The following is a 13,080-nucleotide window of genomic DNA, read 5'->3' on the forward strand; positions in this document are numbered from 1 at the left end:
AAGCTTACCGCCACGGGCAGTCGTTAACCGTGCTTCGGCCAACATATTATTCTCTTCAACGTGGATCATCACAGATGCATCAACGGCTCTTGCTACAATCAATAAGTCTTTTTCTCTGTCATCAGAGGGAGAAAATAATTGACCGATGTTGGCGTGAATGACATCAAAGTCAGCATAAGGAGATTGCTCTAACAGCTCAACAAGCTGTGCGGCACTCGCAGGAAAACCCGAATGCGCAGGATGTTCCTTCATAGAAACATACCCAGACTCCTCATCAAAATGAAACAAAGACATCACTTCCTTCCCAAATACTCTTGCATTTTATACATGTTTTTATGCAACCGTCCTCATTTCAGCACAACGCCCGAACAATGTTAAGTCAAAATTGGGGGCTTTTAGCGCCAATTATGAATGATTGTAAACATGCTTCATGCCAAAAAAGGACAAGTCACTATTATTACTAAATTTATCGTGAAAATGCGTGATTTCTTTAGCAAAATACGCAATATGAGACTTTTTACCTAGTATTTAAGTATCAAAACCTATCGCTATTTAATGTGAATTTGAACGTTTAAACTATTTTTAGTTTAAAACTGTGCAAAAGCACTTGTCGTAAAATCACTAACAAACCAGCGCTAATTTTTATGCACTTTTTAGGCCACAATATAGGTAAATGTAGAGTTCAGATGACTGGAGGGGAAAATAAAAAAGCCCTCTATCGAGGGCTGAGACAAATGTCCAAGGGTTGATCAATCTCTGCGTCTGATACTTAGGTTGTCATCACCGTTGCTACTGACTTGCTGAACTAAACTGACACCGCCTATATCCATAACATGTACCGTTTCTAGCGTATGATTCAGTTCTTTGTCTTTTGAAGCTTCTTCGACGAGTAGATAATAATGCTCACCGATCTGGCCACCGTTATGGTCAATATTCGCGCTCAATAAATTGTAAGACGAGCTACCCGATTGTGTTTCAATCGAGCCCGATGAACCGCTACCTGGGACAATGGCAATGTATGACACAGTTTCGTATACATGGCCATCATTGAAGGTGTCTTGCTCATAAAAGGCAGCTTTAAACCCGTCAACGGTAATATCTTTAACCCGAGTTGCAATTGTGTGTCCTCCGTTGAACGTCTGAACTTGGAGAAAAACATGAGGTTTACTTGCAAAGCTTTGGCTAAAGTCAGTTTGCTTGAATACTTTGGTGTCATTGAGCTCAAAACTACCGACCTCAATCACTGTTCCGTCAGCCATTGTGTAGCGGCCTTGTTCCAGAACCATATAATCAAAAGACTCTTTATAAGGATGCACTTGATCCAAATAGTTCCATTCTTTAAAAGCCACTTCAAACCCAGTTGGTGAAACATTCTTAACTCGGTTTACTCCCCCATGGCTGCCATTGAAACTTGGTGCAGAGGTAAACACCGACGGCGCATAGAAATTAGCCCCATTTGTAGAATGGGCTTGCCATAAATGGTCTAGGTTTTTCACGATAGAGTCAGAGACCATGGTAATTTTGTTGTCCAACGCACAAGGGTCGGCTTGATAACAGGCAACAGGTGCAGCTGTGTTTGTCGCCAAGTCATTTATCCTAAGAGGCAGCGAAGCAACAAGGCAAGTTCCACCAGTTTGCATGTTTACTTTATACAGTTCGGATTGGTTTTTATGACCATGATCATTAATTACAGTGCGACTTACAAGTACATCACCATTTTGTGCAACCGTCGCCCCCGTTACTGCCAGTAAATTATGATCAGCCTGCTTCACCAGCTTGTAGTCATTGCTGTCTGATCTATCAATGAGATAAACAGACGTAGAAGAGACTAAGTACAAGTCACCTTGGTGAATGACTAAATCCCCTCTATATTGCCCATCAATGCCACCAAAATGCATAATTTTGGTGGCTTCACCCGAAGTCTTGTTGATTTCATAGAGGTCGGTGTAACTATGCGCAATTAAGACATCATTCTGCTCATCATACACCATGCCTATGACTGATTTAGTTCTGTCGACAACATGGTGAGTCTTGGTTGCAAAGTCATAATAAGCCAAACGTGTGTATTTAAATCTATCTCCCTGCACAGGAATTTGTGCTAACACTTCTGGTGTTGCATCTAGTGCACTAAGGTCTACTTTATATTCAAAGGGTATCGGAGAAGCCGCATAATACATGCGATTTAGGCGTGTGTCGTATGCCATTGCCGCAGAGCTAAACTCAGCCATTGAAACTGCTTTGGCAGATTTTGTTTGCTCTTCAAGGCTAAACAATACTCCAGGCGCACCGCGTCCAGAGTTGATAGAATAAAGTTCGCCTAGGCAACTATTAGCACTGGCAAGAGATGAGTAAGCGGCAGAAGCGACCAATATCGGAAAAACCGCGCGTGACATATTTAGCATGTTAGAACCTTTTACATCAATTCTAATTCGTTAAAATGACACAAAGAAATGACATACATTAGCTTTATATGCCTTATTCCTTTAAGGTAAGCGCATCCTTTATAACTTTGTAACCTGAAGTGTGACTATGCTAAATCCAAACATTTTATGCAATCAATCCAGGTCACAAATAACATGAACGGCAAAATCAAAAGTATAAACGGTTAAAATCTTTCGAGTCGCTTACTCATCGGCATAAAGGTTATGTGAGTACCTTCGCCCAAGTTATACTCTACGGTCTCCCCCGCGACAAATCCGTGCCGTTCATAGAGTTTAACCCCGGGCAAAGTTGCCATCAGCTCTAGCGTGCGATAACCCCTACAGATAGCCTCTGTCTCGCACTTTTTTAAAAGCATTGAACCAATGCCCTGTCGGGCGTGATCGGGTTTGACAAAAAAAGCCCTGATTTTGGCAGCTTGGGTATCAGGGTCTAATTCAGTTGCATTGCGACTCTGCTCATCGTCACTGCCAAAAAGCGTCGCACGATAACTCCACCCACCACAGGCAATAATCTCTCCTTGCGCCTCAATGCAAAAGTACGTTTTGTCATCAATTAGCTGCGAATCCACACCCAGCGCGCTTTGCAATGCCAGATCAATTTGCACTGGCGTATAAAACTCTGTGCACAACCCTTTTGTGGATTCTTCTATCATTCTTTTTAGAATTGGAATATCGTGTTCACAAGCTACTCTCAATGTGTAATTCATTTCTCCTCCTTGAATTAATTGTGTTCAAAAATCATACTCACCCAAATTACCGCACAGTAATTACACATAGCAAGGTTATTCCTCAGGCTTCACCAAGCTTTATCATTGGCCACCTTCAATGCAAAAAATTAACGAGTATTTTTTATCAAATGACACGCCTCACATTGATTCGTGAAGAGTTAACTCAGCCCTGTAAGTCCTTTCATACGATATAAGTAAAAAAGAAAATAAAAGAAAATAAAAGAAAATAAAAGAAAGTGTCTTTGATGTCCTATTAATATCAATCCGTTATTTAGAATTTGAATCGCGTGATTTAAACGTTTTAAATCAATAGTGGTAATTTCCACCACGCCTTGGCTAGCATCACTACAGGCAGCGCCCAGAGCTTCCCCCATTTAATGGGATAACTTTTTTGGGGTTTTCTACTTGATAGTAAAGAGAAAGAATTTGCCAAACTCCCTCAACCTTTACAAGTTGAATACTGTTTACCCCGGTGAATTCAGGCTCTACTTTCGCTTGCTCAAATCGGGTTTCAACTACACTGTACACATGCGCAAAGTGATCATAAACCGTTACTTTTCTCACCACTTCGCATTCATAAAAGCCTTTACCAGAGATGCGATCGAGCAATTTGATGAATTCTTCTCCCGATTTGACCATCAAGTTATGCTTCTTATCACTGTTGAAATGCAGCCCAAATACCTTGGCTTCAGGGTGGAGTAACTGACTTAATTTGCGAATATCCGGTGACCTATTTTTATCATGTGATAACGCTTGCCAAAGTTCACTGACCACTTTTTCAGGTGTAGAGGCAAAGCAATTAAAAGAAATAATCGTTATAAATAAAATGAGTATTATGCGCATATATGACTCCCTATTATTGTTTTTTAATGTAATAGCCACTGTAACTACGATTGCGTTTAACCGTCATGGTACTCTATTTATAACATGTAATTACTTTACCTCGGTGGGAATAAAGCTATCAAGTAAATAACGCGCTATGGCAACCCTGCTCTTTGACGGTGTTTAAAATACAGTCCAGTTGTTTATAAATAGACATATGTGCAAAATTTCCCATGCTAATGCGTTTAACGCCAAGTAATGTAAGCGCCTTAAAATTTGGCAATTCAGGCATGGTCATTACATTGATAGGTAAACGTGTTGACTTCACTAAGGCCTCAATGTCCGCTTCTTTAGTGACACAAGGGAAAAACAACCCATTAGCGCCGGCTTCTTCATAAAGCTGTGCACGCGTTATGGCTTCTACTCGCGCATGCTCAAGACCCAATAAAAAAGCATCACAGCGCACATTTATAAAAATTGGCGTGCCTTGCAGCGTTAGCTCGGAAATTATTTCCTTTAACATGCTTTGAAATACATACTTATCGGTTAGGTCTCGCGTGCTTGTCACTATGCTATCTTCAATATTCACGCCAACCACACCTATCTCAGCTAATTGCTGAATATTTTCAACAATGACTTTTGGATCTGCGCTAAAGCCAGACTCGATATCTACGCTCAAAGGTAAAGAGCACGATGCCACTATTCTTTTGACCATGAAAAGTAGCGCCTCAAAAGGCATTTTTCCACCATCTTCGTACCCTAGTACACTGGCAATTGCCGCGCTTGAAGTTCCCATAGCTTGATACCCTGCTTGCTTTGCACGTTTAGCACTTTCAGCGTCCCAGACATTCGCCAATATTAACGGCTCAACTTGTTGGTGAAATGCTTCAAATTCTTTCATTTTTTTCCTTTAAACATTGGTATTTTGGTTTCGATAGAACTATTTTCTTCATAAGTGTTTACAAACACCAACGATGAAAATCGACATTTAATATAAGCATTGCTTATAATTGGAAAATAAAGGGAATTGACCTCAAATACTGTGTTTAAAAATATCAATTTACTCGTCACTTTCGAGTGTGCAGCAAGATACAATAGTTATAGTCTCGCAGCTCAAGAGCTGTATATTTCGCAAGCTGCTGTCAGTCAGCAAATGCGTCAGCTTGAGAGTTTACTCAATACACGTTTATTCGTGCGAAAAGGGAAACAGATGCTGCTGAGCCAGCAAGGTGAAATCCTTTATCAACATGCCAAACGTGGCCTTTCAGTATTGAATCAAGGTATCAGCCAGCTCCAAGAAGAAGAGATCGATGGCGAACTCACCATCACATCTACGCAGGCTTTTATCGCACTATGGCTCATGCCACGACTTCAATCGTTTACTGAGCGATATCCGAATATTCAAATTAACGTATCATCTTCAGCTGAATTCGTAGATTTGAAACAAAACCACGTAGACTTGGCCATTCGGTTTGGGGCAAATGTACAGAGTAAAACACCCAGTAACCTGGTCTGCGACTACTTTGGGGAATCGTCTGTATACCCGATTTGCGCAACCCATCTTGCCAAACGGCTTAGTCAGCAACCACCCCAAGTGCTGCTCTCTCAGAGATTAGTAACCCTAGAAAAGCCAGGCCCATATGATTGGCACCGTTGGTGTGAGAAAGCTGGTGTGTCAGGTCTAGAAGATTACAAGTTATGGACTAAAGTCAACTCGACGGACATTGCTCTGAGCGCAGTTTGTAGTGGTCATGGAATCACACTCGCAGTACCATATTTATGCCAACGACAACTGGATTCTGGTGAGTTATCGATTCTCTATGATTTACCCCACCCAAATACAGTCAAGCGATACTTTGTATACGACTCAAATAGCCCGAGGGTAGCAAGGCTAAAAGTATTTACAGACTGGCTAACCAAAGAAATGCGTACTGTGCGCTGATAATCAAAGAGAGTGCAACTCACATGAGTTGAGTCGTGCTATTTTATTTGATGTGAATCTACTCTCTTTTTTAATACCGAGAGACTAATTAACGCTTAATCGTTTCGCAAGAGCTATAATAGGGCGAACCAGTTAGGTTGTAGCAAACATCAAAGCCTGAACCTGCATAATACTTATCGCTGCCAGTAAAGCCTTCTAAGTAATCGTTACCATTGCCACCATAAAGTTTGTCCGAGCCTGTAGAACCGTACAATTTGTCATTGCCATTTCCGCCGTAAAGCACATCAGAGCCAGAGCTTCCGTATAGCTTGTCATTCCCATCATATCCATAGATGATATCTTTTCCTGAAGCGCCATAAAGAATGTCATCTCCAGCCGTGCCATACGTTGTTCTTGCTGCATGTGCGGCATTGGCAAATGACATCGCAATAACTAACGTACTCGCAAATACAGACAATTTTAATGCTTTCATTTTTTTTCCTTAGTTGAATGAATTATTTAGTACTGCTTTTTATTTATTTGAAATCATCTTTCAAATTTATTGCTGAAACTCTAGGTTTAGAAGTGATGAAGTACCTAGTTTGAGTTAGTTTCGATTTGGCGCATTAACGCACTTAAATTGGACAGTTCATTGTTCGACAAGGTATACGAACTCAGAGATTTCAGCGCATACATTCTAAGTTCTGAAGGTTCGTCAATGTTGTTTGATACTTGCCATAAAACATGACGATTTTTATCAGATTGTATGCTGCTATCTGCAATCGACATAATTGCCCGCGCCCGGGTATTAATATCCGGATCATGCAAGGCACTTTGACGTACAGGCGTAAGATCACTATCTTTATTTGCCCATTGAGCCAATTGATAGACGCTATGACGACGCACGTCACTATCTTCAGTCTGCATTGACTCGTTTAGTATTTCATGTACACGTCTATAATCCTCTTCGGAACTGGGTGAGGGTCTCAATGCCATTAACGAGAACTGTTGCATGTCAGAGGTCACTTCACTCCTTGACTCTATATGCGCCAGAATACGGTCACGGGTATTGCCATCGATCTGTGCCATATTCGAGACCAAAATCAAGCCAGCAGCTCTGTCCTCGTCAGTCTGGGACAGGTCAAAAGCCAAATCCAAAGCTGCATGTTGTGCTTTTGGGAGCGCTGACTGAGATAGTACCAAGCTTAATTCTCTACCCAGTAAGCTATTTGGTTCATTGAAAAATTCAATCATCAACTCATCAACGAGGCTAGGGTCTTGTTCAATTGCTAACAATAACTGCGTACGTAATTCGTGGTTCGTGTTACTGGGTCCCATAATCGGGTGTCGTAAAGATTCTTCGCTGGTTTTTAATTTATATTTGAGCTCTGCGAGTACGGTTTCAACGATCTCTTTTGCCATTGTCGGAACGGGCTCTAAGCGCTCAGTCTGGCTGTGTTCAGCGCGTTGAACCACTGTTTTTTGGTCATCAAGTTCAGGTAACTGCGCCAACGCTAAGCGACCACTTGGCTGCGATAGATTGACATCTGTAGACGTTTCTTCATTTTGCGCTGGTATGTCTGTCTCTAATGAGAATGAAGTCATGCCAACATAACAAGCCACAAGAACTGTCACTGCAATCGCGCTTCGAACGAGTAAGCGTGCTTTATACTCCATTAGCTGATGTCCTTTTTATTGTTCGACAAAAGAAAAATACCGCGTTTAAGTAACAATTGGATGTCAGAAAAATTAAGAATAGTCGACTGTTTTTTGTCCTGTTTAAATGTCTTTGGGGCGTTTGAAATGATACTGAGATGCAGTAGACATCCATTTCGGATAGATGCATCCTTGGAGAGATAGCACTGAGTGAGTTCGACGTACCGTAAAGGGTGCATCAAACTCACCCTTTACGGTTTAAGACCAGCAATTTATCAATGGAGTTTTTCTACTGTTACCTTACCGCCAGAAAGGCCGCCACCACCATTAAATGCAAGTTGTGCATATATTTTACCGCCTTCAACTTTAAATTTAATGCGACCATTTCCTGAATTATGAGAAATTTTGCCGTAGCGGCTTGCACCATTCCAGTTAAAGATGGTGTACTCTTCGAGCACAGGCTCATAGCCATCTCGTATTCCTGAAATTGTAACTCTGTAAGTACTATTACCTGAAATTGATAAGCTATCAGGTAATGCAACCCAACTGCTATTTGCTGGCAGTGCAATGGCAGCCGTTTGCTTGCTGTTGCCATTTGAATAAGTTGAACTGGCATCTAAGTTTGCAGAGCCACCAATCGCCACGATATGACCATTGAGATATGTATTTTTGAGAATCGCAGTGTGGGTCCACCAATCTTGCCCTGTCATACCTTTGATGGTGATCACCCCACCATTTTCAGCATCAATCACCGCAGTCGCACGATCTGTGCTTTTGCCACCTTGCGCAAACACCCCATTAATATCCAAAGAACGTGAGTTTTTCACCTTGAAAACCGTTTTTACGCCCTCTGCATAGAAATTACTAATTTGGTTGTTCCAAGTGTAGTGCTGATCAGGTCCGTATAGTTCAACACCCACTCTTGAATTTTGAACTGTTGAGTTAACAATATTGCTGCCCATTGCGGCAAGTTTAATACCGGTGTCAGACCTTTCAACATAGACGTTATCAAATATGTTCACATTGTTAAACCAACCATTCGGTTCCAAATTCCAATAGGCAGGCGTTTGACCATTACCATGTAAATCAATACCAACATTAACATTTGCAATGAACAAATCCTCAAACCGACTCCAAATCACCCACTTTCCATATATACCTTTATCAAAGCCACTGATATTTAACTTTGAAAAGTTGGATTGATAGCTTGCAAATGGAATATCAATCGCTTTTCCAAGCGCATAACCCGCATTTTGACGTAATGACAAGTCGTGCAGCTCTACACCGTGTGCAACTTTGATTAAACTAATATCCGCTGAAGTGGCAAGCGTTGAAAGATTTCTCTTTTCCCCGAATATTTTTATTCTGGCGTTATGATTACCTTTGAGCTGTGTCACGTCTAATGTATTTGAAACGTTAAACGTACCTGCTGGTATATATACGCTTTTATTATTAACCACTGCGTAGTTGATTGCCGCTTGGATTTGCGCCGAATCATCAATCCCATCGTTTGCAACAGCGCCAAACCGGCTGTCCGTAATCGACACCACACTCGCATCAAATGCGCATACCAACGGAGAACTTAAAGCAGCAACAAGAACTAGAGCACTATTTTTCATCATTTTCCTTTTAATTTATTGGTTTAAAATTATACAAAAAACATATATGCAAATAATAAAAACCATGCTCCTACATTATAATTATCAAATTTAAAAACACTCAAGTGAAATTTAAATAATCAACAAGAATAATTAACAATTTTATAATTAATGAAAAACCCTTTAATTAACTGGTTATTTATAAAGCAATTAAACATATCTATATATGTCAAAAGCCAAAGTTATAATCATTTAACCCACCAAACACCGTGTGTAGTGCACCTCATAACTTAGGATGATATTTTGCCTCAGAGATTGACATGTATCTGGTGCTTGCAATAATGCCGATTTTCTCAACAATAAACTCATGGGACCAGTTCATCAATGTTTACCTTTGGAAAAGAAAAGCACGCTTTACAACTTTCACTTGAGAATGAACGTAGTAAAAAGCAACTGCTCGAACAAACTCTCGATTCTGTGGGTCGATCTACTGCAATCATTGAATTCTCTCCCGACGGTAAGATTATGACAGCAAACCAGAACTTTCTGGATGCTATGGAGTATTCGCTGGATGAGTTAATGGGTAAGCATCACCGCATATTTTGCGATAGAACCTATGCAAATTCTTCTGATTACACCACGCTATGGCGTACTTTAAATGCCGGTAAATTCTTTTCGGGTACGATCGAGCGTTTTACAAAATCAGGAAAGCAACTGTGGCTTGAAGCGAGTTATAATCCGGTTTTAGACAAAAATGGAAAGTTACTTAAGATTGTTAAGTTTGCTTCTGATGTCACTGAACGAGAATTAAAAGCCGTTTCGCAACAAAACCTAATCAATGCCCTTTACCGTTCAATGGCTGTGATCGAATTTGATGTGTCAGGTACTGTACTTACAGCAAATGACAATTTTCTTGCTGCCACTGGCTATCAACTCACTGAAATTATAGGTCAGCACCATCGTACTTTTTGTCCTGACCATGTTGTAAACTCTAAAGATTACAAAACGCTATGGAATCAATTAGCCAATGGCCAATATTTTAGTGGCCAAGTGGAGCGTAAAAGTAAGCATGGTCATGAGCTGTGGTTAGAGGCCAGTTACAACCCTGTCATCGACAAAAATGGAAAGGTAATTAAAGTCACTAAGTTTGCATCAGATATCACCGAACGTATTATTACGACAAGGCAAACTCAAGAAAATGTCGGCCACGCCTCTAATTTGGCGAACACGGCCGCTCACAGTGGCAAGCAATCCGTTAGCTCCGTAATACAGCTCATGCAGAGCCTTAGCAACAATATGAACACTGCCGTGACAAATATCGAAGCCCTCAATAAACAGTCTGATCAGATCAATAATATCGTATCAACAATCAGTGCCATAGCTGAACAAACCAACCTTCTGGCGCTCAATGCCGCTATTGAAGCAGCTCGAGCTGGCGAACAAGGTCGAGGCTTTGCTGTCGTGGCAGATGAAGTGCGCCAGCTCGCAGCCAGGACGAGCGCGTCTACAACAGAAATCGCGGATGTCGTGAAAGAAAATGTCGCTTTGTCGAGTGATGCCACAGCCTCAATGGATAAGAGTGCAAAACAAGTAGAGACTGGCGTGCAACTGATTGAAGAACTGAACACCACAATCACAGATATCAACCAGCAAGTTGAGCGTATTGTTGATGCCGTATCACAGTTAAGTAGCCAGTAATATTTCTATCTCACCCATCGCAAAAGTGAACGCTTACCGGAACCATAAAAAAACCACCTTCATGGGTGGTTTTGGTACTCTTAGTCATAATACTAAAATAAAGAGAATTAAAAACGTGGCTTCACCTTTATTTCAACTTCCTCAGGTACAAGAAAGACACCTGAAATCGCTTTTAGGTTAGCCTTTTTGCCCGCTGGAATTGAGAATTCAAACTTGTGCGCTAATTGCGCGAACAAAGTATGGATGATGTATTTACCAAAATGCTCTCCAAGACAACGACGCTGCCCTAGGCCAAATGGGAAAGCCTTTCCCTGCTGTTTTTTGCTCAGTTCACCATTGTCATCCAAAAAGCGTTCTGGAATAAACTCATCCGGTTGCTCCCACAGTGTTTCGTCGCGCGTGATACTGTAGTTATTGATAACCAGTGGAGTACCACCTGGAATAAAGTAACCATCTAGCAATGTATCTTTGCTTGTCGCATAGTTCGCTGCTGGCATCGATGTAATCGAGCAATGACGCAGTACTTCAGCGATGAAGGCCTGAGTATAAGGCAAGTCTGCTTTGTGTTTATTCAGTGGTACTTCATCATGTCCCACGACTTCATCCAATTCTTTTTGCACACGCGCCTGATATTCAGGAAAAGCAGCGAGGTATAGCAGCGCCCACCGCATAGCAAATGCGCCAACACCGCCACCCGCTCCTGCAACCTGCGTTAATGAACCAACGACAATCTCTTTTTCACCAATGTTTAATGCTGCTTTTGTTGCATCATCCACACTGTCGTTGGCTTCAAATAGGTAATCACATAAATCACGATACTCGCCAGGCACATAATCTTCTTTGCGACGACCCACATTGAATGAAACATATTGATCTAACCCGTTGAGATTTGAGCTGAATTTTTCAATTGCGTCGCCATATTGAGCGTAATACTTTTCTTGTAACTCCGTTGGCATTAGTTCATGGCGCGTACTGTTGATAAACCCGTTTGGCAACCAACTCAAGCTCTTTTCATCGAAAATGCTCACTTCAAACTCACCAAAGCGGTCGTCAAACATCACTTTGTGTAAAAAGCTGGCTAGTTTCAGAGAAACTTCTCGATTTGGATCAAAGGCAACGTCTCCCTGATCTTTCCAAACGGCTGCAATATCATTAATTTCGGTGGTCATCCACCCTTCTATCTGATCCCAGCGAGTCGCAAAGTACTCTCGCATTGCGTGAGCAAACACTTTTCGGTGAACTTGCCATTGCTCACCCGCTTCTAATTCTAAGAAGTGCTTTTGCGGTGCAATTTGTAAAATTTCATAATCAGCACGCACATTAAATACATCATTCTGCGCAACCAGTGCTTCTCTGATGTACTGATACCCATTGAGTGCCACAATGGGGCCTTTGGCAGTCTCTACTGAGTAGATGTCACCATACTTTTCTGAAAGCTCCTCAATGATGAGGTGGTAATCTTCGCCCCAAAAAAAGCGCTGACCGTCCTCACTATTAAATGCAATATGAGGTATCGTAGGGGTTAATTTGTCTATATCTAGCTTGCTCTGTGGCAAAGCTTCTGCTGTATCGGTATTTTTCATTGGTCAAATCCCACTGACTAAGGTTGATAGTTCTGCTGATGCGAATTGAGCGTCGAATTGCTCTGACTGCATGTACCAAGCGAATGGAAACTTCTCGGTAATACGAAAGATTTTTTTACCTTGTGAATACACCAAATAGGTGCGATATAACACAAGATCACAGGGTTCCACGGCGAAGTGATGTGACAAATCGCCGGCATATTCAAAGCCCCATGACAGCAAGGTCTTATAGGTCTCTATTTGAAACTTTTCCCATGCTTTTCCAATAGGAATACGCGTTTCGGTCAAAGCTCGAGAAAAGTTCACGTTCATATTGCCGTGATACACCAAAGAGTCAGCGTATAAATAAGGTAACCCAGTCTTACCCCCATTCAGTGTGATCACGCGCTGCTGGCAATGCATATCTTCCTCGTGAGGCAGTACGCTCACATCTGCTTCGAGCAGCTTTTCAACCACGATTTGCTCCCCCACAATACTTTCAAGTAACTGCGTCACGGTACCATCGGTGCCTAAAATGATTTTTTGTAGGTAACTGAGTCTGCTTAAGTTATAGGTTTGCGCTTCTAGATTCTCATCTAAGTTGCTCAAACACTCATCTGACAATTGGATCATGTCCTTTCCTCGTACTTGTTA

The 13,080-nt window shown here is 41.5% G+C and carries 11 protein-coding genes and 1 pseudogene; 2 read left to right on the forward strand and 10 right to left on the reverse strand.

The window, feature by feature from the left end; all coding sequences use genetic code 11:
• The 5 genes and pseudogenes from L1286_RS22605 to L1286_RS22625 form a co-directional block, all read right to left on the reverse strand.
• Positions 1–294: pseudogene (locus L1286_RS22605) on the reverse strand (DUF342 domain-containing protein); the annotation flags it as partial.
• 455 nt (positions 295–749) lie between these two features.
• Positions 750–2,402: an H-type lectin domain-containing protein gene (locus tag L1286_RS22610; RefSeq protein ID WP_235409309.1), complete on the reverse strand. Its 1,653-nt coding sequence runs from the start codon at positions 2,400–2,402 to the stop codon at positions 750–752.
• Between the two features lie 203 nt (positions 2,403–2,605).
• Positions 2,606–3,148: a GNAT family N-acetyltransferase gene (locus tag L1286_RS22615; protein WP_235409310.1), complete on the reverse strand. Its 543-nt coding sequence runs from the start codon at positions 3,146–3,148 to the stop codon at positions 2,606–2,608.
• 366 nt (positions 3,149–3,514) lie between these two features.
• Positions 3,515–4,012: a nuclear transport factor 2 family protein gene (locus L1286_RS22620; protein WP_235409311.1), complete on the reverse strand. Its 498-nt coding sequence runs from the start codon at positions 4,010–4,012 to the stop codon at positions 3,515–3,517.
• A gap of 118 nt (positions 4,013–4,130) precedes the next feature.
• On the reverse strand, positions 4,131–4,892 hold the full coding sequence (locus L1286_RS22625) for an isocitrate lyase/PEP mutase family protein (RefSeq protein WP_235409312.1): 762 nt from the start codon (positions 4,890–4,892) through the stop codon (positions 4,131–4,133).
• Positions 4,893–5,018: 126 nt separating this feature from the next.
• Here L1286_RS22625 and L1286_RS22630 point away from each other — a divergent pair, with 126 nt between their 5' ends.
• Positions 5,019–5,933, forward strand: a complete 915-nt coding sequence (locus tag L1286_RS22630) for a LysR substrate-binding domain-containing protein (RefSeq protein ID WP_235409313.1) — start codon at positions 5,019–5,021, stop codon at positions 5,931–5,933.
• An 88-nt stretch (positions 5,934–6,021) separates the two neighbouring features.
• Here L1286_RS22630 and L1286_RS22635 read toward each other — a convergent pair whose 3' ends face one another.
• From L1286_RS22635 to L1286_RS22645, 3 genes are all read right to left on the reverse strand, one after another.
• Positions 6,022–6,405: a calcium-binding protein gene (locus L1286_RS22635; protein WP_235409314.1), complete on the reverse strand. Its 384-nt coding sequence runs from the start codon at positions 6,403–6,405 to the stop codon at positions 6,022–6,024.
• A gap of 104 nt (positions 6,406–6,509) precedes the next feature.
• Entirely contained in the window at positions 6,510–7,589 is a 1,080-nt protein-coding gene (locus L1286_RS22640) for a HEAT repeat domain-containing protein (RefSeq protein ID WP_235409315.1), read from the reverse strand.
• Between the two features lie 254 nt (positions 7,590–7,843).
• Positions 7,844–9,190 carry a glycoside hydrolase family 55 protein gene (locus L1286_RS22645; protein WP_235409316.1) on the reverse strand — a complete coding sequence of 449 codons (1,347 nt, stop codon included), beginning with the start codon at positions 9,188–9,190 and terminating at the stop codon, positions 7,844–7,846.
• Between the two features lie 360 nt (positions 9,191–9,550).
• On the opposite strand from L1286_RS22645, the gene L1286_RS24255 reads away from it, so the two are divergent.
• A complete protein-coding gene (locus L1286_RS24255; RefSeq protein WP_328284243.1) occupies positions 9,551–10,864 on the forward strand; it encodes a methyl-accepting chemotaxis protein in 1,314 nt (437 codons plus the stop codon).
• 107 nt (positions 10,865–10,971) lie between these two features.
• Here the strand turns inward: L1286_RS24255 and L1286_RS22660 are convergent, their stop codons facing one another.
• Positions 10,972–12,447, reverse strand: coding sequence for a cytochrome P450 (locus tag L1286_RS22660; protein ID WP_235409317.1), 1,476 nt, complete (start codon positions 12,445–12,447; stop codon positions 10,972–10,974).
• A gap of 3 nt (positions 12,448–12,450) precedes the next feature.
• Entirely contained in the window at positions 12,451–13,059 is a 609-nt protein-coding gene (locus tag L1286_RS22665) for a chorismate--pyruvate lyase family protein (RefSeq protein ID WP_235409318.1), read from the reverse strand.
• Positions 13,060–13,080 lie beyond the last annotated feature (21 nt).

Origin of the sequence: Pseudoalteromonas sp. SMS1 (assembly GCF_021530565.1) — a bacterium.
Taxonomy (GTDB): domain Bacteria; phylum Pseudomonadota; class Gammaproteobacteria; order Enterobacterales; family Alteromonadaceae; genus Pseudoalteromonas.